The sequence below is a fragment of the Streptomyces sp. GESEQ-35 genome (assembly GCF_017948485.1).
Classification (GTDB): domain Bacteria; phylum Actinomycetota; class Actinomycetes; order Streptomycetales; family Streptomycetaceae; genus Streptomyces.
In genome coordinates this window covers 188,600-212,247 of the sequence record NZ_JAFFSX010000004.1, presented here as the reverse complement: position 1 = coordinate 212,247, position 23,648 = coordinate 188,600, and the positions used below count along the sequence as shown (strand labels likewise).

The following is a 23,648-nucleotide window of genomic DNA, read 5'->3' as shown; positions in this document are numbered from 1 at the left end:
ACCCACCCTAAAGGTGAGGATCAGAACTTGATGCTGCTGATCATCCCGGCGAGGTTCGTCGTCAGCTCACTGATGGTGGGAGCGACGGTCGAAGAGGCGAGGTAGAAGCCCAGCAACATGCAGACGACCGCGTGTCCCGCTTTCAGGCCTGACTTCTTGACCAGCAGGAAGACGATGATCGCCAGCAGCACAACCGCCGAGATCGAGAGTGCCACGGCGGCTCACCTCCAGTCAGAGCAGGGCACCTTGTAAATCCATACGACAGCCAGCAGGTTCATACCCACGCAGCGCTAGTGATCATAACTATCGGTGCGTGCGCATTCGTCGGCGCACGACCGCACAAGGGGGCGCATGGCCAATATGGTCGGGGCATGACGACAGAGCCCGACTCCTTCCCCCGACGGCACGCCCGCACCCAGCGATTCACGCTCGGGGCACCGCGGTCGTTCGCCGTGGCGCCCGACGGTTCCCGTGTCGTGTTCCTGCGCTCGGGTTCTGGTACAGACCGGGTGAATTCGCTCTGGGTGCTCGATCTGCCGGACGCCGGGGAGCGCGTGGCGGCCGACCCGCGCGCCCTGCTGGGCGGTACGTCGGAGAACCTGTCGCCCGAGGAGCGGGCGCGCCGCGAGCGCAGCCGTGAGTCCGGCGGCGGCATCGTCGGATACGCCACCGACACGGCCGTCGAGTTGGCCTCTTTCGCGTTGTCAGGGCGGCTTTTCACGGCGGAACTGCGGGCCGGCACGGCACGCGAGCTCCCCGCCCCCGGACCGGTGATCGACCCGCGCCCCTCCCCCGACGGACGGCATGTCGCCTACGTCGTCCAGGGCGCCCTGCGGGTCGTGGGCGCCGAGGGCGCGGACGACCGGGCGCTCGCGGAGCCGGAGTCGGAGCAAGTGACGTACGGACTGGCCGAGTTCGTCGCGGCCGAGGAGATGGGCCGCTCCCGCGGCTTCTGGTGGGCGCCGGACGCGGACCGGCTGCTGGTCGCGCGGGCGGACGACACGCCGGTGCAGCGGTGGTGGATCTCCGACCCGGCCCATCCGGAACGTGACCCGAACCACGTCGCGTACCCGGCGGCGGGCGGCGCCAACGCGGAGGTCCGGCTCTTCGTGATCGGGCTCGACGGGACCCGTACGGAGGTCGTCTGGGACCGGGCGCGCTACCCGTATCTGGCGCATGTGCACTGGTCAGCGGCGGGTGCACCGCTGTTGCTCGTACAGGCCCGGGACCAGCGCAGCCAGCTCTTCCTGGCCGTGGACCCGGACACCGGTACGACCCGCATGGTGCACGCGGACGAAGATCCAACATGGCTTGAACTTTTCCCTGGGGTGCCCTGCTGGACGCCCTCCGGACGGCTGGTGCGGATCGTCGACGAGGGCGGCGCCCGCGTCCTCGCGGTCGGTGAACGCCCGCTGACCGGAGCACAGTTGCACCTCCGCGCGGTGCTGGACGTCTCGGACGACGACGTGCTGGTCTCGGCGTCGGCGGGCGAGGACGCGGCCGCCCCGGAGACCGGCGAGGTGCACGTCTACCGGGTGAACGAGCTCGGCATGGAGCGCGTCTCGCAGGAGCCCGGCGTGCACGCGGCGGTGCGGGCCGGGGGTGTGACCGTGCTGGTGTCGGCGGTGCCGGACAAACCGGGGGCACACGTACAGGTGCTGCGGGACGGCAAGAAGGCGGCGACCGTCCCGTCGTATGCCGAAGATCCCGGAATGTCCCCGCACGTGACCCTCACCGAAGGGGGCGCACGGCGTATCCCATGCGCCGTGTTGTTGCCTCATGACTACCAAGGGGACGCCCCCCTTCCGGTATTGCTGGATCCGTACGGCGGTCCGCACGGGCCGCGGGTGGTCGCCGCGCACAACGCGTACCTCACCTCGCAGTGGTTCGCGGACCAAGGCTTCGCGGTGGTCGTCGCCGACGGCCGCGGCACCCCCGGGCGCTCCCCCGCCTGGGAGAAGGCGGTCCACCACGACTTCACGGTCTCCCTCGACGACCAGATCGAGGCGTTGCAGGATCTCGCGAAGAGCCACCCCCTGGACCTGACCCGGGTGGCCATCCGCGGCTGGTCGTACGGCGGCTGGCTCGCCGGGCTGGCGGTGCTGCGCCGTCCGGACGTCTTCCACGCGGGTATCGCGGGCGCCCCGGTCACGGACTGGCGGCTGTACGACACGCACTACACGGAGCGGTACCTGGGCGACCCGGCCGCGCAGCCGGAGTCGTACGCCAAGAGCTCCCTGGTCACCGACGACGGTCTGTCCGCGCCCGCCGAGCCGCACCGCCCGCTGCTGATCGTGCACGGCCTGGCCGACGACAACGTCGTCTTCGCGCACGCCCTGCGCCTGTCCTCGGCCCTGCTGTCGGCCGGCCGCCCGCACGAGGTGCTGCCGCTGTCGGGGGTGACGCACATGACGCCGCAGGAGCAGGTCGCCGAGAACCTGCTGCTGCTTCAGGTGGACTTCCTCAAACGCTCACTGGGGCTGGCCTAGACGGCAACGGGCCGGGGCGACATGGCGCGCCCCGGCCCGTTTACGGCACCCGCACGGCCGTACGTTGTAGAGATTGACTCGTCCGTATATCGGAAACGGGTCGGCGGAGTTGCCTCTGTGTTACTCCGTGTTCTCGGCCGGTACGACCTGTTTTTCCTCCGCGAAGTGGCAGGCCGAGTCGTGGGCGGCGGGCCCGCTTGTGAGCCGGAACTCCGCGGGCACCGCGAGCGCCGGCACCTCCAGTTCGCAGCGCTCCTGCGCCTTCCAGCAGCGGGTGCGGAAGCGGCAGCCGGAGGGGATGTTCGTCGGGGACGGGACATCTCCCGCGAGGATGATCCGCTCCCGGTGCTCACGCGCCTCGGGGTCCGGGACGGGCACGGCGGACAGCAGCGCCTGGGTATAGGGATGCGTCGGATGGTCGTAGATCTCGGTGTCCCGTCCGGTCTCCACGATCCGCCCGAGGTACATCACCCCGACCCGGTCCGAGATGTGCCGGACGATGGACAGGTCGTGCGCGATGAAGATGTACGACAGCTCGAACTCGTCCTGGAGTCCGTCCATCAGGTTGATCACCTGTGCCTGGACCGAGACGTCCAGGGCCGATACCGGCTCGTCGGCGACGATCACCTCGGGGCGCAGGGCCAACCCCCGTGCGATGCCGATGCGCTGGCGCTGGCCGCCGGAGAACTGGTGCGGGTAGCGGTTGATGTACTCGGGGTTGAGGCCGACGACGTCCAGCAGGTCCTGGACGCGCCGGCGCCGATCGCCCTTCGGGGCCACCTCGGGGTGGATGTCGTACGGCTCACCGATGATGTCGCCGACCGTCATACGCGGGTTGAGGGAGGTGTACGGGTCCTGGAACACCATCTGGATGTTGCGGCGGACGGCCTTGAGCGCCTTGCCCGACAGCTTGGTGATGTCCTCGCCCTTGTATCTGATCGACCCGGACGTCGGTTTCTCCAGGTTGACCAGCATCTTGGCGACCGTCGACTTGCCGCAGCCGGACTCGCCGACGATGCCGAGGGTTTCGCCGCGGGCGAGTTCGAAGTCCACGCCGTCGACGGCCTTGACGGCGCCGACCTGCTTCTTGAAGAGGATGCCCTGGGTGAGCGGGTAGTGCTTGACGAGTCCGCGCACCTCCAGGATCGGCTCAGCCATGCAGGCACTCCCTCCAGAAGTGGCAGGCGCTGCCCCGCTCTTCGGACACCTCGAACAGCGGGGGCTCGTCCGTACGGCACACGTCCTGGGCCATGGGGCAGCGCGGGTTGAAGGCGCAGCCGGGCGGGATGTTCATGAGGTTCGGGGGCAGGCCCTTGATGGCGTAGAGCTCCTGGCCCTTCTGGTCCAGGCGCGGGATGGAGTCCAGCAGGCCGCGGGTGTACGGGTGGGCCGGCGCCTTGTAGATGTCGTGGACCGGCGCCGACTCGACGATCCGGCCCGCGTACATCACGGCGATCCGGTCCGCCACGTCCGCGACCACCCCCAGGTCGTGGGTGATCAGGATCAGCCCCATGTTGTACTCGCGCTGCAACTCGGCCAGCAGATCCATGACCTGGGCCTGGACGGTGACGTCGAGGGCGGTGGTCGGTTCGTCGGCGATGATCAGGGCGGGCTCCAGGGCCAGCGCCATCGCGATCATGATGCGCTGACGCATACCGCCGGAGAACTGGTGGGGGTAGTCGCGTACGCGCTGGCCGGCGCCCGGGATACGGACCCGGTCCATCAGCTCGATCGCCTTGGCCCGGGCGTCCTTCCTCGACATGCCCCGGTGCACCACGAACATCTCGCCGAGCTGGTCGCCCACGGAGAGCACGGGGTTCAGCGAGGACAGCGCGTCCTGGAAGATCATCGCCATCTCGGCGCCGCGGACCTTCCGCCGCTCCTCTTCCTTCAGCTTCAGCAGGTCCTTGCCCTGGAAGAGGACTTCACCGCCGGTGACCCGGCCCGGCGGCATGTCGAGGATGCCCATGATCGTCTGCGCGGTGACGGACTTCCCGGACCCGGACTCGCCGAGCACGGCGAGCGTCTCACCAGCATCGACCTCGTAGCTGACCCCATTGACCGCCTTGGCGATCCCGTCCCGAGTCCTGAACTCCACGTGCAGATCCCGCACTTCGAGCAACATGCGGCGTCACCTCAGCTTCGGGTCGAGGGCGTCGCGTACCGCGTCGCCGAGCATGATGAAGGCGAGGACCGTGAGGGCGAGCGCTCCGGAGGGCCAGAGCAGGGCGTGCGGGGCGTTGCGGATGTACGGGGACGCGGCGGAGATGTCGATGCCCCAGCTGACCGTCGGGGGTTTGAGGCCCACGCCCAGGTACGACAGGGTCGCCTCCAGCGCGATGTAGGTGCCGAGTGCGATGGTCGCCACGACGATCACCGGTGCGATCGCGTTGGGCGCGATGTGCCGCAGCATCAGGCGGGAGTTGGAGGCGCCGAGGGCGCGGGCGGCCTGGACGTAGTCGTTCTGTTTGGCGGTGATGACGGAGCCGCGGGCGATCCGGGAGATCTGCGGCCAGCCGAGCAGCACCATGAATCCGATGACCGGCCAGATGGTGCTGCTGGTGACCACCGACAGCAGTACGAGACCGCCGAGCACGACCGGGATCGCGAAGAAGACATCGGTGATCCGGGACAGGAACGAGTCCGAGAGCCCGCCGAAGAACCCGGCCAGCCCGCCGAGGACCGAGCCGAGGAGCGCGACCCCGAGCGTGGCGCAGACGCCGACCGAGACGGACGTACGGGCGCCGTAGACGACGCGGGTGTAGACGTTGCAGCCCTGGCCGTCGTAGCCGAAGGGCGCACCGGGCCGGGAGCCCTCCTGGGCCTTGGCGAGGTCGCACTTGAGCGGACTGCCGGAGGCGATCAGGGACGGCCAGATCGAGATGACGACCAGGAAGAGGATCACCAGCCCGGAGATGATGAAGACGGGATTGCGGCGCAGGTCGCGCCAGGCGTCGGACCAGAGGCTGCGGGCCCGTCCGCCGGAGGCGGCTGATGAATCCAGCCCTTGGGGGCCGGTGCCCTCCGGGCCGCCGGGGGTTCGCTCCAGGGTCTCCGCTTCGCTTGCCGCGAGGTCCATCGCGCCTCCCGCGCCGGTGCCGGCGATGGCGCCCTCGGGCTCCTTCGGTTCAGGCATAGCGGATCCTCGGGTCGAGTACGGCGTACAGGAGGTCCACGAGCAGGTTGGCCACCAGGAAGACGAGGACGAGGACCGTCACGAAGCCGACGACGGTCTGGGTGTTCTGGCGGAGGATGCCCTGGTAGAGCTGGTAGCCGACGCCGTGGATGTTGAAGATCCGCTCGGTGACGATCGCGCCGCCCATCAGGGCGCCGATGTCGGTGCCGATGAAGGTGACGACGGGGATGAGCGAGTTGCGCAGCAGGTGCCGGGTGATGACCCGGCGTCGGGGCAGGCCCTTGGCGACCGCTGTACGGACGTAGTCGGACCGCTTGTTCTCGGCGATGGAGGTGCGGGTGAGGCGCGTGACGTACGCGAGGGAGACCGAGGCGAGGACCAGGCCGGGGACGATCAGTTCGCCGAAGGTGGCCTCCGTGGAGACGGACGGTTTGATCCAGCCCCACTCGACGCCGAGGAGCAGTTGGAGCAGCAGACCGGTGACGAAGGTGGGGACGGAGATGACGACGAGGGTGACCAGCAGGACGGACGTGTCGACCGGGCGGCCGCGGCGCAGGCCTGTCACCACGCCCAGGGTGATGCCGATGACGATCTCGAAGACGATGGCGACGATCGTCAGCCGGATGGTGACCGGGAACGCGCTCGCCATCAGCTCGGTGACCGGCTGGCCGTTGAACGCGGTGCCGAAGTCGCCGGTGAAGACGTTGCCCATATAGGTCAGGTACTGCTGCACGACCGGCTTATCGAGGCCGAACTCCTTCTTCAGCTGGGCGGCCGTCGCCGGATCGCACTGCCGGTCGCCGCACAGGCCCGCGATGGGGTCGCCCATCACGTTCACCATCAGGAAGATCAGCAGCGTGGCTCCGATGAAGACCGGGATCATCTGGAGCAGTCGCCGGACGACGTACCGTCCCACGGCGGTTCAGCTGACCTTGATCTCGTTGTAGACGGGGACGCTGAACGGATTGAGCTTCACGTCCGACAGCCGCTCCGAGTAGCCGGCGCTGCCGTTCTGGTACCAGAGCGGGATGGCCGCCATGTTGTCCCGGACGACCTCCTCGGCGTCCTGGAAGAGACCGACGGCCTTGGCGGTGTCGGTCTCGGCGTTGGCCTGGTCGACGAGCTTGTCGAAGTCCTTGTCGGACCACTTGCCGTCGTTGGAGGAGGCGTTGGTGTAGTAGAGCGGCTGGAGGAAGTTCTGGATGAGCGGATAGTCCATCTGCCAGCCCGCCCGGAACGGACCGCTCATCTTCTGGTCGGTGATCTGGCTGCGGAAGTCGGCGAAGGTGCCGACCGGGTTGCCGACACAGGCCCGGTCGTTGTCGAGCGCGTTGTTGATGGAGTTGCAGACGGCGTCGACCCACTGCTTGTGCGAGCCGGTGTCCGCGTTGTACGTGATCTTGACCTGGCCGCCGGGGAGCCCGCCGCCCTCCTCGATGAGCTTCTTCGCCTCGGCGGCGTCGTACTCGCAGGCGTCACCGCACAGGCCTTCCTTGAAGCCGCCGTCCTCGCCGAGGACCGGGGAGGTCCAGTCGGTGGCGGGGGTGCGGGTCTTCTGGAAGATGGTGTCGGTGATCTGGTCGCGGTCGATGGCCCGGGACAGTCCCGTGCGGACCTTCTCGCTCCCGGCCTTGTTCCAGTTCTTGTCGTAGAACGGGAAGGCGAGGGTCTGGATGATGCCGGCGGGCGTGTTGAGGTAGCGGTCGCCGAGGTCGGTCTTGACGTTCTTGAGCTGGGAGGCGGGCACGTCGTCGACGAGGTCGAGGTTGCCGGCCATCAGGTCGGTGTAGGCGGTGTTGTTGTCGGTGTAGACCTTGAGGTCGACGCCGCCGTTCTGCGCCTTGTCCGCGCCGGGGTAGGCGTCCCAGGCCCGCAGCGACATCTGCGAACCCTTGGTGTACGAGTCGATGCTGTACGGGCCGTTGCCGACCGGCTTGCTCAGCCAGGCGTCGTGGTCGTCGAAGAACGCCTGCGGAAGCGGGGCGTAGGCGGGATAGCCGAGGGTGTCCGGGAAGGTCGAGAACTTCTGGCTGAGCTTGACGGTGAAGGTCCTGTCGCCCGTGACCTTCAGCCCGGAGAGGGTGTCGGCGGACTGCTTGCTGCCGTCCTCCGGGTGGGTCTTGTCGTAGCCCTCGATGTAGCCGAAGAAGTACGCGTTCCGCTGGTTGTTCTTCAGGCTCGCGCCGTAGTTCCAGGCGTCGACGAAGGACTTCGCGGTGACCTTCTCGCCGTTGCTGAAGGTCCAGCCGTCCTTGACGGTGATGGTGAAGTTCTGGGAGTCGGTCGTCTCGATCTTCTCGGCGAGCATGTCATTGGCCTCGCCGGTCTTCGGGTCGTACCGCTTCAGCCCGCGGAAGATCATGTCGAGGACCTTGCCGCCCTGCACCTCGTTGGTGTTGGCCGGCTCCAGCGGGTTCTGCGGGTCACCCCAGGAGGAGCTGAGCACCGCGCCGCCGTCACTGCCGCCGCTGTCGCCGTCCCCGCCCCCGCAGGCCGACGCCGCGAGCGCAACCGCCGCCGCGCCTGCGGCCCATTTGGCGTGCGTGGCTCTGCGCATGGAGTGCCTCCTGGTGGGGGTCCGAGTGAAGGTCCGTCCGTTATCGGCCAATATCGACCTGGAATGGATCACTCGCACGTCAGCTCCACCCGTCCGGGTGCACACAGGGCACAAACAGGCCGTCAGCCCCTCACCAGGGACCCTTCACCGGTCTGGACCTCTGGGGGTGTCAGTCGTATCAACTTGTTATTTCCGCAGGCCACCAGGGGTGCAGGCGCCATTGACGGGTCCGGAGCAGCGCTGATAGACCACCGGAAAACCGTCCCCAGTGCGAGCGATGACGCGAGGTCAGGTTCCATGCTGCTGAAGAGACACATCAGACTCCGGACCCGCATTCCCCTGATGGTCGCCGCACTCCTCACGATGTCGGCGGTCCTCGTACCCCAGCCCGCCACGGCCGCGGACGACAAGAAGGTCCTCACCGTCGCCGTCTCGCAGAGCGTGGACTCGCTGAGCCCGTTCCTGGCGAGCCGTCTGGTCAGCACCAGCATCCACCGGCTGATGTACGAGTACCTCACCAACTACGACCCCAAGGACGCCCACGCGGTCCCGGGTCTGGCCACCAAGTGGACGCCGTCCGCCGACAAGCTGACCTGGACGTACACGATCCGCTCCGGCACCAAGTGGTCCGACGGCAAGCCGGTCACCGCCGAGGACGCTTCCTGGACGTTCAACAAGATGATGACCGACGAGAACGCCGCCACCGCGAACGGCAGCTTCGTCTCCAATTTCAAGAAGGTGACGGCTCCGAGCCCCACCGAGCTCGTCATAGAGCTGAACAAGCCGCAGGCCACGATGGCCGCCCTCGATGTGCCGATCGTGCCCAAGCACATCTGGGAGAAGGTCAAGGACTTCTCCAAGTTCAACAACGACAAGGAATTCCCCATTGTCGGCAACGGCCCGTTCGTCCTCACCGGATACAAGGCCGACAGCTATGTGCGCCTTGAGCCCAACAAGAGCTTCTGGCGCGGGGCTCCGAAGTTCGACGAACTGCTCTTCAAGTACTACAAGGACGGTGACGCGGCCGTAGCGGCCCTCCAGAAGGGCGAGGTGTCCTTCGTCGGCGATCTGACACCCGCGCAGGCGTCCGCACTCCAGAGCCAGCAGGACATCAAGGTCAACGACGCGCCCGGCCGCCGCTTCTACGCCCTCGCCACCAACCCGGGCGCACAGGCCGCGAACGGCGACAAGTTCGGCAACGGCGACGCCTCGCTGCTGGACCAGCGGGTACGGCAGGCGCTGTTCATGGCGGTCGACCGTACGACCCTTGTCGACAGGGTCTTCCAGGGTCACGCCGTCGAGGGCGAGGGCTACATCCCGCCGCGCTTCTCGACGTACTACTGGAAGCCGTCGGCGAATCAGGAGATCGCCTACGACCCCGCGAAGGCGGGCCGGCTCCTGGACCAGGCGGGCTACAAGAAGAACGGCGACGGCAAGCGGGTCGGCAAGGACGGCAAGCCGATCGACTACCGCATCCTGTGTCACGCCACCGACCCGGAGGACAAGGCCGTCGGCCAGTACCTCAAGGAGTGGTGGGCCGACCTCGGCATCGGCGTCACGCTCGACTGCCTGGACAACGTGAGCGACCCCTGGCTAGCGGGCGACTACGACCTCGCCTTCGACGGCTGGTCCGTCAACCCCGACCCCGACTTCGTGCTGTCGATCCACACCTGCGGCGCCCTGCCGGCCACCCCCGACGACGTGGGCGCGACCGACAACTTCATCTGCGACAAGACGTACGACAAGCTCTACGCGCAGCAGCTCGCCGAGTACGACGCGGCCAAACGGGCCGACATAGTGAAGAAGATGGAGTCGCGGCTGTACGACCTCGGGTACATGAACGTCATGGCATACCCGAACGCGGTCGAGGCCTACCGCACCGACCAGATCCAGTCGATCACCACCATGCCGGAGGAGGCGGGCAACATCTTCGGCCAGGACGGCTACTGGAGCTGGTGGTCGGCGGTACCGGCCGCTTCCGGCTCCGGTTCCGATGATTCCTCGGCGTCGACGGGCGTGGTCGTGGGCATCGTGGCCGGCGTGGTCCTCCTCGTGGGTGCGGGCGTCTTCTTCGGGCTGCGGCGGCGGGCGACCGCCGAGGACCGTGAGTAGCGTTCATGGCGGCTGAGACAGCAGCGGCAACGGCGCCGAAGACCGAGCGTCCGGGCACCGGGTATGTGCGCTACGGGGCGGGCAAGGTGGGCGGCGCCGTCGTCTCCTTGTTCGCCGTCCTCGTCACCAGTTTCTTCCTGTTCCGGCTGATCCCCGGCGACCCGGTGAAGTACATGACCGGCGGTCGTCAGGTGTCGAACGAGCAGCTGGCGGCGTACCGCCGGGAGTTCGGCCTCGATCTGCCGATGTGGGAGCAGTTCGTCGACTACTGCGGCAAGGCTCTCACCGGGGATCTGGGCACGTCGTACCAGTTCCGCGCCCCCGTCATCGACAAGATCACCGAGGCGCTGCCGAACACGCTGATCCTCACCGGGACGGCATTCGTCCTCTACACGGCACTCGGCATCTTCCTCGGTACGCGCTCGGCGTGGCGGAACGGCCGGCTCGGCGACCGCCTCAACACCGGCCTGGCGCTGACGTTGTACTCCATCCCCTCCTTCTGGCTCGGGCTGCTGCTCATCATCGTGTTCGCGGTGGGCATCGGCCCGATCCCGGGGCTGTTCCCGACCGGAGGCATGGAGTCGGGGGGTGAGGAGGGCTTCGCGTACGTCGTCGATGTCGCCCACCATCTCGTGCTGCCGGTGATCACCCTGGTCGCGGTCGAGTACGGCCAGACGCTGCTCGTCACCCGCTCGGCGCTGCTGGACGAGATGGGCAGCGACTATCTGACCACCGCCCGCGCCAAGGGCCTCAGGGACGATCTGGTCCGGCGGCGGCATGCCGTACCCAACGCCATGCTGCCGACCGTGACGCTGATCTTCGTGAACCTGGGCCGGACGGTCGCGGGCGTGATCCTCGTGGAGACGGTGTTCTCCTGGCCGGGCCTGGGCGGGCTCTTCTACCAGGCGCTGAGCGTGCCCGATCTCCCCCTGGTCCAGGGTCTGTTCTTCGTCTTCGCGGCGGTGGTGATCGTGATGAACACGCTGGCCGATCTGATCTATCCGCTGCTCGACCCGAGGGTGGCCCGATGACGACCCCGGTGGGCACGCTCGCCTGGCAGCGGCGGCGGGACTCCGCCGCCCGCTTCTGGAAGCAGTACCGGACGCACCGCGCGGGCGTGCTGGGCCTGGCGGCCCTCGCCCTCTTCGTGCTGGTCGCGCTGACCGCGCCGCTGACGGTCGGCTCCGACGTCGCGAGCGTGACGGACGCGCCGGGCCGCCCGATGGAGAGCCCGAGCACCGAATTCCCGCTGGGCACCGACCGGTTCGGGCGCGATCTGCTGGGCCTGCTGGTGTGGGGCTCGCGGGTCTCGCTGCTCGTGGGGCTGCTGGCGGCGGTGCTGTCCGTGCTGATCGGCGGGCTGGTCGGCATCACGGCAGGGCACTTCCGCGGACCGTACGGCACCGTGGTGATGCGGATCACGGACTGGTTCCTGGTGATGCCGACGCTGGTCCTGGCGATCGCGCTCGCCACCGTGATGTCCCGTTCGCTCGGCACGATCATCCTGGCGATCGGCGTGACGATCTGGCCGACGACGGCGAGGCTGGTGCGCGCACAGACACTGGCCGTCGAATCACGGCCGTACATCGAACGCGCGAAGGCGCTCGGCGGCGGGCACTGGCACATCATGTCCCGCCACGTCCTGCCCAACGTGATGCCGCTGATCCTGGCGCAGACGACCCTGATGATCTCCACCTCCATCCTCGCCGAGGCCACGCTCGCCTTCCTGGGCCTGGGCGATCCGACGGTCGTGTCCTGGGGCGGCATGCTCCAGGAGGCCCGTGAGGCGGGCGCGGTCAGTTCCGGCGACTGGTGGTACCTGGTGCCGCCGGGCATCGCGATCGCCGTGATCGCGCTGGCGTTCACGCTGTGCGGGCGTGCGGTGGAGTCCGTTCTCAACCCCAGGCTGGGGGTGGCCCGTTGACACTGCTGGAGGTCCGGAACCTGGAGGTCACCTACCCCGGCGGGGCCGCCGCGGGGCAGAAGGTCGGCATCGCGGGCGAGTCCGGGTACGGCAAGGAGGCAACCCAGTGACACTGCTCGAGATCCGCAACCTGGAGGTCACCTACCCCAGCGGAGCCGCCGCCGTGCGAGGCGTCGACCTGACCCTGGCCGCCGGACAGAAGGTCGGCATCGCCGGCGAGTCCGGGTGCGGCAAGTCGACGCTGGCACTGGCGCTGCTCAGGCTGCTGCCGGCCGGGACCCGGATCGGGGGTTCGGTGCTGCTGGACGGCGAGGACGTGCTGACCATGCGGTGGGGGCGGGTGCGGGCGGTGCGCTGGGCGGGCGCCTCCATCGTCTTCCAGGGGGCGATGCACTCCCTCAACGCCGTGCACCGCATCGGCGACCAGATCGCCGAGCCGATCCTGCTGCACGGCGGGGGGACCGCGGCGGCGGCGCGGAAGAGGACGGGTGAGCTGCTGGAGCACGTGGGCCTGCCGGCGAGCCGGGCGACTGCGTACCCGCACGAACTCTCCGGCGGCCAGCGGCAGCGGGTGATGATCGCCATGGCACTGGCCTGCGATCCACAGCTGGTCGTCGCCGACGAGCCGACCACCGCCCTGGACGTGATGATCCAGGCGCAGATCCTCCGGCTGATCGAGGGACTCGTCGCCGAGCAGGACCTCGGCCTCATCATGATCAGCCACGATCTTGCGGTCCTCGCCGACACCTGCGACCGGCTCGCGGTGATGTACGCGGGCCGGGTGGTGGAGGAGGGTCCCGCCCAGGAGGTCTACGAGAACGCCCGGCACCCGTACGCCGAGGCACTGTCATCGGCGTTCCCGCGCATCGGCGATCCGTCGTCGCGGTTCGCTCCACGGGGGTTGGCGGGCGATCCGCCGGATCCGGTCGAGCTGCCTTCAGGCTGTGCGTTCCATCCCAGGTGCGGGGTGGCACTGGCAGAGTGCGCCACGGAGGACCAGGCGCTGCGGGAGGCCGGGCAGGGGCGGCGGGCAGCGTGCGTGCATGTGGGGGCGCCGGGGGTCGGGGCGGCGGAAACGGCCGCGGGGGCCGAAGGAGACGCCGTCACGACGGCCGGGGCGCCCGCGAGGGCTGCGGGCGCTGGAGGAGGAGCGGCCAGCGCGGCAGAGGCTACGGAGACCCACGACGGCACGGCGACCCCCAGGAACGCGGAAGCCGACAGGGGTACAACCACGACAGCCGGGCCGCCCGCGCGAGCTGCGGGCGCTGGAGATGGAGCGACCACGACGGCCGACAACGCGGCAGAGGCCACGGAGGCCCACGACGGCACCGCGCCCCCGAGGACCGCGGAAGCCGACGGGGGCACAGCCACGACAGCTGCGGGTGCTGGAGGAGGAGCGGCCACGGCGGCCGACGGCGGCGTGGCAGGGCCCGCGCACACGGCAGAAGGCCACCCGGCGCAGGAGACGAAAGGGACCGCGACCGCGGCCGGTGACCCGAGGAGTTCCTCATGACGACATCGCCGCCGCCCCTGCTCACCGCACAGGACCTGCACGTCACCTTCCCCGGCCGGCGCGGCGCCGCTCCCGCCCGGGCCGTCGACGGCGTCGACCTCGACATCCGGGCCGGGGAGATCGTCGCGCTGGTCGGTGAGTCGGGCTGCGGCAAGACGACACTCGCCCGGACCCTGCTCGGCCTCGTGACGCCGACCGGGGGGCGGGTCAGCTTCGCCGGGGCGCCACTGTCGTACACCTCCCGGGCGCTCAAGTCCTACCGCAAGCGAGTGCAGTTGGTGCTCCAGGACCCGTCCGGCTCGCTGAACCCACGGCACACGGTGTACGACGCGGTGGCCGAGGGCCTGCGGATCCATGGATACGGCGGTGACGAGCGGGCGGCTGTCGCACAGGCCCTGTCCCGGGCCGGACTACGGCCACCCGAGCGCTTCTTCCTGCGCTACCCGCACGAGCTGTCCGGCGGCCAGCGGCAGCGTGTGGTGATCGCGGGAGCCCTGGTACTGGACCCCGAACTCATCGTCGCCGACGAGCCCGTGGCGTCCCTCGACGCCTCCGTGCGCGGCGAGATCCTCGCCCTGCTGCTCCGGCTGCGCGACGAACTGGGCCTGGCGGCACTGGTGGTGACCCACGACCTGGGCCTGGCGTGGAACATCGCCGACCGGGTCGCGGTGATGTACCTGGGCCGGATCGTGGAGACGGGCGCCGTCGAGGACGTCCTGACCTCACCTCAACACCCGTACACCCAGGCACTGTTGTCCGTCGTCCCGGAGGCGCCCGGTGACCCGGTGGTGCTGACCGGCGAACCCCCTGACCCCTCGCGCATCCCCTCCGGCTGCCGCTTCCACGCCCGCTGCCAGGTCCTGGGGAGCGGCGAGGCGGAGGCGGCGGGTGTCGCAGACGCCTGCCGGACACGGGACCTGGAGGTCCTGGACGGGGGCGGTGGGGCGCAGGTGGCGTGTCATTGGGCGCGGGCGCGGGTCACCGCTACGTGACGGCCACCAACTCGACCTCGAAACCGTCGGTGTTCGCGAGGTAGGCCGCGTAGTGCTCTGATCCGCCCGCGTGCGGGTAGCGGTCCGCGAAGAGCGGCGTCCAGCCGTGGGCGGGGGCTTCGGCGGCCAGCGCGTCCACGTCTGCACGGCTTCCGGCGTGGAACGCGAGGTGGTTGAGCCCCGGACGCATCCGGTCGTGCGCACCGCCGGTCATGGCCGACGACTGCTCGACGACGAGATACGTCGCGCCCTGACGCCAGCTGCGACCGCGCTCCCACTCCTGGTACGGGTCGTAGCGGAGCCTGCCGAGCAGCCAGCCCCATTCCCGGGTCGCGCGCGGCAGGTCGGGAACCCACAGCTCGATGTGGTGCAGCATCCGTCTCTCCCGTGAAAACGCCGGTTCCCGGCACCTCGTGCGAGGTGCCGGGAACCGGCGTTGAGTTGGTCACGCCGCGTGGACTACGTCCTTCTCCTCGGCGAAGTGGCAGGCCGACTCGTGCGCGGCCGGGGTGTCGTCGCCCCGGAACCGCTCGGGGACCGCCAGGAGCGGGACCTCCTCGGCGCACTTGTCCTGCGCCTTCCAGCAGCGGGTGCGGAAGCGGCAGCCGGACGGCGGGTTGGCCGGGGACGGCACATCTCCGGTCAGGATGATCCGGTCGCGGTGTTCGCGGGCGTCCGGGTCCGGGACGGGGACTGCCGACAGCAGCGCCTGGGTGTAGGGGTGCGTCGGGTGGTCGTAGATCTGCTCGTCGGAGCCGATCTCCGCCATCTTGCCGAGGTACATCACTCCGACCCGGTCCGAGATGTGCCGGACGATCGACAGGTCGTGCGCGATGAAGAGGTAGGAGAGGTTGAACTCGTCCTGAAGTCGCTCCATCAGGTTGATGACCTGTGCCTGGACGGACACGTCCAGCGCGGAGACCGGCTCGTCGCAGATGATGATCTCGGGGTTCAGGGCCAGGCCTCGGGCGATGCCGATGCGCTGGCGCTGGCCGCCGGAGAACTGGTGCGGGTAGCGGTTGATGTACTCGGGGTTGAGACCGACGACATCCAGCAGGTCCTGGACCCGCTTGCGCCGGTCGCCCTTCGGGGCCACCTCGGGGTGGATGTCGAAGGGCTCACCGATGATGTCGCCGACCGTCATACGGGGATTGAGCGAGGTGTACGGGTCCTGGAACACCATCTGGATGTTGCGGCGGACCGCCTTCAGGGCACGGCCGGACAGCTTGGTGATGTCCTGGCCCTTGTAGAAGATCTCGCCGGCGGTGGCCTTCTCCAGGTTCATCAGGAGCTTGGCGACCGTCGACTTGCCGCAGCCGGACTCGCCCACGATGCCCAGGGTCTCGCCCTGGTACAGGTCGAAGGAGATGCCGTCGACGGCCTTGACGGCGCCGATCTGCCTCTTGAACAGGATGCCCTGGGTGAGCGGGAAGTGTTTCACCAGGTTGCGTACCTGGAGGATCGGCTCACCGCGTTCGACCGGGGCCTCGATGGCCGCGACGGCCGCCGACTCGGAGTCGGCGGCCACGGTCTCCACGTCGGAGACGTTCGGCGTGGCGTCCTGCGGCTCGTCGTTCTTGCCGAACTCAGCCATGGATCGTCTCCTTCCAGAAGTGGCAGGCCGAACCGCGGCCCACCAACTCGGTGCCGTCCTGCTCGGTGACCGGCTTCAGATCCGGGATCTCCGTACGGCACAGGTCCGTCGCCTTGGGGCAGCGCGGGTTGAAGGCGCAACCGGAGGGAATGTGCAGCAGGTTGGGCGGCAGACCCTTGATCGCGTAGAGCTCCTGGCCCTTCTGGTCCAGGCGCGGGATCGAGTCCAGCAGACCGCGCGTGTAGGGGTGCGCGGGGCGTTTGTACAGCTCGTGGACCGGGGCGCGCTCCACGATCCGGCCCGCGTACATCACGGCGATCTTGTCCGCGACGTCGGCGACCACGCCGAGGTCGTGGGTGATCAGGATCAGCCCCATGTGGTACTCACGCTGCAACTCGGCCAGCAGATCCATGACCTGGGCCTGGACGGTCACGTCGAGGGCCGTGGTCGGCTCGTCGGCGATGATCAGATCCGGTTCCAGGGCCAGCGCCATCGCGATCATGATGCGCTGGCGCATACCGCCGGAGAACTGGTGCGGGTAGTCGCCCACCCGCGCCGCGGCCGCCGGGATCTTCACCCGGTCCATGAGCTCGATCGCCTTGGCCTTGGCGTCCTTCTTGGACATGCCCTGGTGGACACGGAACATCTCGCCGAGCTGGTAGCCGACGCTGAGCACCGGGTTCAGTGAGCTGAGCGCGTCCTGGAAGATCATGGCGATCTTCTGGCCGCGGATCTTGCGGCGCTCCTCGCCGGACATGGTCAGCATGTCCTGGCCGCGGAAGAGGATCTCCCCCTTCGGAATCCGCGCCGGAGGCATGTCGAGGATGCCCATGATGGCCTGTGCGGTCACGGACTTGCCGGAGCCGGACTCACCGAGCACGGCGAGCGTCTCGCCCGCGCTGACGCTGTAGTTGACGCCGTTGACGGCCTTGGCCAGGCCCTCGCGGGTGTGGAACTCGACGTGCAGGTCACGCACTTCGAGCAGCGGGGAGCCATCGCCGTCGCGAGGCGAGGGCACGGCTACTTCTTCGATGACGGTCACGTACGCCTCCCTCAGCGCATCTTCGGGTCGAGGGCGTTGCGTACGGCCTCACCGAGCATGATGAATGCCAGCACCGTGATGCTGAGCATGATCGACGGGTAGAGCATGATCCACTGGGCGACGCGGATCTGGTTGCCGCCGTCGGAGATGTCGTTGCCCCACGAGACGCCGGTGAGCCCCAGGCCCAGGAACGACAGCGTGGCCTCGGCGGCGATGTAGACGCCGAGCGAGATGGTGGCGACGACGATCACCGGGGCGAGGGTGTTCGGCAGGATGTGGCGGAACATGATCCGCGGGGTGCTCGCCCCCAGGGCCTTGGCCGCCTGCACGTAGTCGGCCTGCTTGGTGGTGATCACCGCACCGCGCATCACGCGGGAGATCTGCGTCCACCCGAACAGGCCCAGCGCGCCGATGACGACCCAGGTCGTGCGCTCCGGGAAGGAGTTGAGCACGACCATGGTGCCGAGCAGGAACGGGATGCCGAAGAAAACGTCCGCCAGCCGCGACAGGATCGAGTCGACGAGGCCGCCGAAGTACCCGGCGATCATGCCCATCAGGCCGCCCATGACGGTGACGAGGACGGTGGTGCCGAAGCCGACGGCTATGGAGGCCCGGGTGCCGTAGATGACACGGGCGTACACACTGCGACCCTGCTGGTCGTAGCCGAGCCAGTCGGGCGAACCCACGTCACCCAGCTTGGGCTTCTGAAGGTAGTGCTTGGACAGGTCGCCGAGGATCGGTTGCGCGCTGGTGAACCAGCCGGGGAAGAAGGTGATCAGCAGCAGGAAGAAGATCAGAACGCTGGAGATGATGAAGATCCAGCTGCGGCGCAGGTCGGCCCAGGCGTCGCCCCACAGGCTGCGGGTCTTCTCCGGCTTGGTGTCCGGCAGCTTCCCCGCGGGCGTCGCGACTTCCTGCACAGCACTCTTGACGTCGGTCTTGGTCACGTCAGGCATAGCGAATCCTGGGGTCAAGGACCGCGTAGAGCAGGTCGACGAGCAGGTTGGCAAGGAGATAGACGAGGACGAGGATCGTCACCAGGCCGACCAGAGTGGTGCCCTCGCGGCGCACGAGGGACTCGTAGATCGTGCCGCCGATGCCCTGGATGTTGAACAGGCCCTCGGTGACGACGGCGCCGCCCATCAGCGCACCGATGTCGGTGCCCAGGTAAGTGATCACGGGGATCAGCGAGTTGCGCATGAGGTGGACGCCCACCACACGGCTCTTGGGCAGCCCCTTGGCGATCGCGGTGCGGATGTAGTCCGCACGCCGGTTCTCGGCGATCGAGGTCCGGGTCAGCCGGGTCACATAGGCCAGTGACGCGGTCGCCAGGACGATGGCCGGCATCAGCAACTGGCCGTAGTTCGTCGAGTCGCTCACGTTCGGGTCCAACCACCCCAACTGCTCGGCGAAGACCAGCTTGCAGATGAAGCCGAGGACGAAGACCGGGACCGAGATGAACAGCAGCGTGATCACGAGGATCACGTTGTCGCTGAGCCGCCCGGCGCGCAGACCCGCCAGCACGCCCAGGGCGATACCCAGGACGACCTCGATGGCGAAGGCCAGGGAGGCGAGGCGGAGGGTCACCGGGAACGCGTCGCCCAGCACCTCCGTGACGGGGCGGCCGCTGGCCACCTGCGTGCCGAAGTCGCCATGCAGGATCATGTCCTTCATGTAATTCCAGTACTGCACCAGGATCGGCTGGTCCAGGCCGTACTCATGTCTCAGCGCCGCGATGACCTGCGGGCTGCCGGCCTTGTCGCCGAAGAGCCCGCGCACGGGGTCACCGGGCAGGGCGTAGACCATGAGAAAGATCAGCAGAGTTGTCCCGATGAACACCGGGATCATCTGGAGCAGTCGTCGTGCGACGTAGCGCCCCATCGTGCCTCCATGTCAGTCACGGCAGCAGCCAACGGGCCCTTTCCCCGCGCATCACCTGAAGATGCGGGTGGAAAGGGCCCCCCGGCCGCTGCCGTTCCCCGGGCGGGTCACGCCGCACCCGGGACAACGGTCGTTGCGGTTACTTCTTGACCTCTACGCCGGTCAGGACCGGGTCGCCGTCCTGGGCGTACTTGACGCCGGTGACCTTCTCCGAGTAGCCCGCGTTGACCTTGTAGTACCAGAGCGGAATGCTCGGCATGTACTCGGGCAGCTTCTTCTCGAGCTGCTGGTACAGCTTCTCCGACTCCTCCTGCGTCTTGGCGGCGTCGGCCTCCTTGATCAGCTTGTCGATCTCCGGGTTGGAGAAGCCGCTCTGGTTGCCGTCCGAGTTGGTGCCGAACAGGTCGCGGAGGAAGTTCGCGTTGAACGGGTAGTCGAGCACCCAGCCGGAGCGGTACATCGACTTGACCTCCTGCGCGTCACGCGCGTCGAGGTCGGCCTGGAAGTCCGCCTTGGAGTCGCCGGTGCAGGCGACGCCGGTGGCCTTGGTGATGGAACCGCAGACCGCCTCCACCCACTCCTTGTGACCGCCGTCCGCGTTGAACTGGATGGAGATCTTGTTGCCCGGAACGCCGCCGCCCTCCTTGATGAGCGCCTTGGCCTTGGCCGGGTCGTACGTGAAGATGTCGGTGCCCAGGCTCGGCTGGTAGCCGAGGACGCCCTTGGCGACCCAGCCGGTGGCGGGCTCGCGGGTGCCCTGGAGCACGGTGGTGGTGATGGTCTTGCGGTCGATCGCCATCGACAGGCCCTGGATGACCTTCGGGTCGATGTCCTTCCACTGCGCGGTGTAGAAGGCCGGGGCGATCGTCTGCACCGCGGAGTACGCCTGGTCGACGGCGCGGTCGCCCAGGTCCTCCTTGTAGACGGGCAGGTCGCGGGGCGCGAGCTGGCGCAGGACGTCGACGTTGCCGGACTTCAGGTCCTCGTAGGCCGTCTCCAGGTTGGTGTAGTTCTTGAAGATCACACCACCGTTCTTGGCCTTGTTCGAGCCCTGGTAGTCGTCGTTGCGGGCGACCTCGATCTGCTTCTTGTGGTCCCAGCTGACGAACTTGTAGGGGCCGTTGCCGACCGGCTTCTCGCCCGCGGCCTTCGGGTCCTTGTAGAAGGACTCGGGCAGCGGCGAGAAGACCTCGTAGCCCAGCTTGTAGACGAAGTAGGGCAGCGGGGAGCTCAGGGTGATGGTGAAGGTGGAGTCGTCGACGACCTTCAGGCCGGACATCTCCGTGGCCTTCGGCTTGCCCTTCTCGGGGGCGACGTCGGCGTAGCCCTCGATGTCGGAGAACCAGAAGCTGTTGGTCTGCTTGTTCTCCGGGTTCGCGGCCCAGTTCCACGCCTTGACGTAGGACTCGGCGGTGACGGGGGTGCCGTCGTGGAACTTCCAGCCGGACTTCAGCTTGACCGTGAACGTCTTGTTGTCGGTGGAGTCCACCGACTGAGCGTTCATCATGACGATCTTGCCGGACGAGTCGTAGTCCACAAGCCCGGTGAACAGCGCCCGGGTGACGATGCTGCCGTTGGACTCCATGGTGTTGGCCGGCTGCAGCGGGTTCTGCGGCTCACCCACCTCGATCGAGAACTTGCCGTTCGGATCGATGGCGGCATTGCTGTCGTCGCCGCTGTCGCTGTCACTGCCACCACAGGCGGTCGCGGCAAGCGCCACAACCGCTGCTATCGCGACCCACTTGGCGCTCTTGGCACCACGCATGGGTTCCTCCTCATGAGTCCATTGGTTCACCGCAAGGGGGAGCACACGACACGACACCGTCACCGGTGCCGGAGATAGTCAAGTGCCCCCACGCTCGTGAGTCGGCGCCGCCTGGAGCGCGTGACCCGTATTCCCGAGCTCTACGCGCCTAACTATCTGCCATGGGCCGATGGCCGAACCACACCCCCAAGGTCTCGGTTCGATCACACCTGGCGCGTACATCTTCCAAAATCCGGACAAAGGGTTTGCTGAAAGATCCCTGCGAAACGGACTTGTTACACATCTATCGGTCGGGGGCGTCCGTATACCGGACGAAGTGGAGGAGAAAACCAGTTGCGGTGACGACGGTCTGCGCGCAAGGCGCCGTCGGCAGGTCCGCGAGACTCCGGACGCGCGGCCCCTGACAAGACATCAGGGGCGAGAACAGGGCGCGTCGGCAGCAGGGTAATCCGATTCGGGTGTCCTGTGAGCTTCCTGAGCAAAGACGCAGGGTTTTCCCTATGTCTGCCCGAACGCGGCCGCGCCGGGCCCCTCCTGGTTGTGGAGGGGCCCGGCGCGGCCGTACGACGGTGGGTCAGCCGTGCTTGGCGCGGCTCGCGGAGCGGGCGCGCTCGCGGGCGTCCAGGTTCACCTTGCGGATGCGGACCGACTCCGGGGTGACCTCGACGCACTCGTCGTCGCGGCAGAACTCCAGGGACTGCTCCAGGGAGAGCTTGCGCGGCGGGACGATCGCCTCGAACGAGTCGGCAGCGGCCGACCGCATGTTGGTGAGCTTCTTCTCCTTGGTGATGTTCACGTCCATGTCGTCGGAGCGCGAGTTCTCGCCGACGATCATGCCCTCGTACACCTCGGTGCCGGGGTCGGTGAACAGCACGCCGCGCTCCTGGAGGTTCGTCATCGCGAACGCGGTGACGGCGCCGGCGCGGTCGGCGACCAGGGAGCCGTTGTTGCGGGTCGTCAGCGTGCCGAACCACGGCTCGTGACCCTCGTGGATGGAGTGCGCGATGCCCGTGCCACGGGTACCGGTCAGGAACTCCGTACGGAAGCCGATGAGGCCGCGGGACGGTACGACGAACTCCAGCCGCACCCATCCCGAACCGTGGTTGGACATGTTGTCCATCCGGCCCTTGCGGACACCCATGAGCTGCGTGACCGCGCCCATGTGCTCCTCGGGGACGTCGATCGTCATGCGCTCGACGGGCTCGTGGACCTTGCCGTCGATCTCCTGGGTGACGACCTGCGGCTTGCCGATGGTCAGCTCGAAGCCCTCGCGGCGCATCTGCTCGACCAGGATGGCGAGCGCGAGCTCACCACGGCCCTGGACCTCCCAGGCGTCGGGGCGCTCGGTGTCCAGGACCCGCAGCGAGACGTTACCGATCAGCTCACGGTCCAGACGGTCCTTGACCTGGCGGGCAGTGACCTTGCGGTCCTTGACGGCGGCCTTCGCGGAGGCGCCCTTGCCGGTGCCGCCACGGCCGACCAGCGGCGACGTGTTGGTGCCGATGGTCATGGAGATCGCCGGCTCGTCGACCGTGATCAGCGGCAGCGCGATCGGGTTCTCGGGGTCGGCGAGGGTCTCACCGATCATGATGTCCGGGATACCGGCGACGGCACAGATGTCACCGGGTCCCGCCATCTCGGCGGGCTTGCGGGTGAGCGCCTCGGTCATCAGCAGTTCGGTGATGCGCACGCTGGACATCGTGCCGTCACGCTTGATCCACGTGACGGTCTGGCCCTTGCGCAGCTCGCCCTGCTCGACGCGGAGCAGCGCGATACGGCCGAGGAAGTTGTCCGCGTCCAGGTTGGTGACGTGCGCCTGGAGGGGGGCCTCCGTGTCGTACTCCGGAGCCGGCACGTGCGACAGGATCGTCGAGAAGAACGGCTCCAGGCTGTCGCTGTCGGCCGGGACGGTGCCGTCCTCGGGCTTGGTCAGCGAGGCCACACCGTCACGCGCACACGCGTAGACGATGGGGAACTCGATCTGCTCCTCGTCCGCCTCCAGGTCCAGGAAGAGGTCGTAGGTCTCGTTGACGACCTCGTCGATCCGGGAGTCCGCGCGGTCGGTCTTGTTGATGCACAGGATGACCGGCAGACGCTGCTGGAGCGCCTTGCGCAGCACGAAGCGGGTCTGGGGCAGCGGGCCCTCGGAGGCGTCGACGAGCAGCACCACGGCGTCCACCATCGACAGACCGCGCTCGACCTCGCCACCGAAGTCGGCGTGGCCCGGGGTGTCGATGATGTTGATGGTGATGACGTCGCCGCCATCCTTCGGGTGGTACTTCACGGCCGTGTTCTTGGCCAGGATCGTGATGCCCTTCTCACGTTCCAGGTCGTTCGAGTCCATCATTCGGTCGTCGAGCGACTCGGCGGCGTGCGCGGCGAAGGCACCGGCCTGCTTGAGCATGGCGTCGACCAGAGTGGTCTTGCCGTGGTCGACGTGGGCGACGATGGCGACGTTGCGGATGTCGTGGCGCGTGGCCATAGTGAGGCGCTTCTCCCGGAGTGTGAGGACGGCCTGCGCGTACGTCTGTGTTACGCGGGCCCTGCCGGGCTGGACATGCCACGGCCTTACCCCATCGTACGGGGCCGCGGTGGCGGGGGCGCGCCCGGCTGTGTCCGCGCAGCTCAGCTCAGCTTCGCAGC

At 68.2% G+C, this 23,648-nt stretch carries 18 protein-coding genes and 1 pseudogene; 6 read left to right on the top strand and 13 right to left on the bottom strand.

Annotation, left to right across the window (positions count from 1 at the left end; genetic code table 11):
• Positions 1-20: 20 nt before the first annotated feature.
• Positions 21-215 carry a hypothetical protein gene (locus KCH87_RS10315; RefSeq protein WP_210585660.1) on the bottom strand — a complete coding sequence of 65 codons (195 nt, stop codon included), beginning with the start codon at positions 213-215 and terminating at the stop codon, positions 21-23.
• Positions 216-371: 156 nt separating this feature from the next.
• Here KCH87_RS10315 and KCH87_RS10310 point away from each other — a divergent pair, with 156 nt between their 5' ends.
• Positions 372-2,489, top strand: a complete 2,118-nt coding sequence (locus tag KCH87_RS10310; protein WP_210585659.1) for a S9 family peptidase — start codon at positions 372-374, stop codon at positions 2,487-2,489.
• Between the two features lie 120 nt (positions 2,490-2,609).
• On the opposite strand, the gene KCH87_RS10305 is transcribed toward KCH87_RS10310, so the two are convergent.
• From KCH87_RS10305 to KCH87_RS10285, 5 genes are read right to left on the bottom strand one after another with little or no spacing between them, the layout of a single operon-like run.
• The gene (locus KCH87_RS10305) at positions 2,610-3,647 is read right to left on the bottom strand and encodes an ABC transporter ATP-binding protein (RefSeq protein ID WP_210585658.1); all 1,038 of its coding nucleotides are present in this window, start codon (positions 3,645-3,647) and stop codon (positions 2,610-2,612) included.
• A complete protein-coding gene (locus KCH87_RS10300) occupies positions 3,640-4,614 on the bottom strand; it encodes an ABC transporter ATP-binding protein (protein WP_210585657.1) in 975 nt (324 codons plus the stop codon). Before KCH87_RS10300 ends, KCH87_RS10305 begins: the two co-directional genes overlap by 8 nt.
• Positions 4,615-4,620: 6 nt before the next feature.
• The gene (locus tag KCH87_RS10295) at positions 4,621-5,625 is read right to left on the bottom strand and encodes an ABC transporter permease (protein ID WP_210585656.1); all 1,005 of its coding nucleotides are present in this window, start codon (positions 5,623-5,625) and stop codon (positions 4,621-4,623) included.
• Positions 5,618-6,541: an ABC transporter permease gene (locus KCH87_RS10290; protein WP_210585655.1), complete on the bottom strand. Its 924-nt coding sequence runs from the start codon at positions 6,539-6,541 to the stop codon at positions 5,618-5,620. The genes KCH87_RS10295 and KCH87_RS10290 overlap by 8 nt, the downstream gene beginning before the upstream one ends.
• A gap of 6 nt (positions 6,542-6,547) precedes the next feature.
• Positions 6,548-8,182: an ABC transporter substrate-binding protein gene (locus KCH87_RS10285; protein WP_210585654.1), complete on the bottom strand. Its 1,635-nt coding sequence runs from the start codon at positions 8,180-8,182 to the stop codon at positions 6,548-6,550.
• A gap of 363 nt (positions 8,183-8,545) precedes the next feature.
• Here KCH87_RS10285 and KCH87_RS10280 point away from each other — a divergent pair, with 363 nt between their 5' ends.
• From KCH87_RS10280 to KCH87_RS10260, 5 genes and pseudogenes are all read left to right on the top strand, one after another.
• A complete protein-coding gene (locus KCH87_RS10280) occupies positions 8,546-10,294 on the top strand; it encodes an ABC transporter substrate-binding protein (RefSeq protein WP_247196053.1) in 1,749 nt (582 codons plus the stop codon).
• Between the two features lie 5 nt (positions 10,295-10,299).
• Positions 10,300-11,325, top strand: a complete 1,026-nt coding sequence (locus KCH87_RS10275; RefSeq protein ID WP_210585653.1) for an ABC transporter permease — start codon at positions 10,300-10,302, stop codon at positions 11,323-11,325.
• Positions 11,322-12,218 (top strand): ABC transporter permease, encoded by an 897-nt coding sequence (locus tag KCH87_RS10270; protein WP_210585652.1) that lies wholly within the window; start codon positions 11,322-11,324, stop codon positions 12,216-12,218. Before KCH87_RS10275 ends, KCH87_RS10270 begins: the two co-directional genes overlap by 4 nt.
• A 106-nt stretch (positions 12,219-12,324) precedes the next feature.
• Positions 12,325-13,407 (top strand): annotated as a pseudogene (locus KCH87_RS10265) (ABC transporter ATP-binding protein); the annotation flags it as partial.
• 320 nt (positions 13,408-13,727) lie between these two features.
• Positions 13,728-14,723, top strand: coding sequence for an ABC transporter ATP-binding protein (locus KCH87_RS10260; protein WP_210585651.1), 996 nt, complete (start codon positions 13,728-13,730; stop codon positions 14,721-14,723).
• Here KCH87_RS10260 and KCH87_RS10255 read toward each other — a convergent pair.
• The 7 genes from KCH87_RS10255 to typA form a co-directional block, all read right to left on the bottom strand.
• Entirely contained in the window at positions 14,716-15,099 is a 384-nt protein-coding gene (locus KCH87_RS10255) for a VOC family protein (protein WP_210585650.1), read from the bottom strand. The two genes, KCH87_RS10260 and KCH87_RS10255, sit on opposite strands and share 8 nt — an antisense overlap.
• Positions 15,100-15,168: 69 nt before the next feature.
• Positions 15,169-16,317: an ABC transporter ATP-binding protein gene (locus KCH87_RS10250; protein WP_210585649.1), complete on the bottom strand. Its 1,149-nt coding sequence runs from the start codon at positions 16,315-16,317 to the stop codon at positions 15,169-15,171.
• Positions 16,310-17,359, bottom strand: a complete 1,050-nt coding sequence (locus KCH87_RS10245) for an ABC transporter ATP-binding protein (RefSeq protein WP_210585648.1) — start codon at positions 17,357-17,359, stop codon at positions 16,310-16,312. Before KCH87_RS10245 ends, KCH87_RS10250 begins: the two co-directional genes overlap by 8 nt.
• Positions 17,360-17,370: 11 nt before the next feature.
• Positions 17,371-18,315 carry an ABC transporter permease gene (locus KCH87_RS10240; RefSeq protein WP_210585647.1) on the bottom strand — a complete coding sequence of 315 codons (945 nt, stop codon included), beginning with the start codon at positions 18,313-18,315 and terminating at the stop codon, positions 17,371-17,373.
• Positions 18,308-19,240 (bottom strand): ABC transporter permease, encoded by a 933-nt coding sequence (locus KCH87_RS10235; protein ID WP_210585646.1) that lies wholly within the window; start codon positions 19,238-19,240, stop codon positions 18,308-18,310. Before KCH87_RS10235 ends, KCH87_RS10240 begins: the two co-directional genes overlap by 8 nt.
• Before the next feature lie 139 nt (positions 19,241-19,379).
• Positions 19,380-21,005, bottom strand: a complete 1,626-nt coding sequence (locus KCH87_RS10230; protein WP_210585645.1) for an ABC transporter substrate-binding protein — start codon at positions 21,003-21,005, stop codon at positions 19,380-19,382.
• Positions 21,006-21,579: 574 nt separating this feature from the next.
• Positions 21,580-23,487, bottom strand: a complete 1,908-nt coding sequence (gene typA, locus KCH87_RS10225; RefSeq protein WP_210585644.1) for a translational GTPase TypA — start codon at positions 23,485-23,487, stop codon at positions 21,580-21,582.
• Positions 23,488-23,648 lie beyond the last annotated feature (161 nt).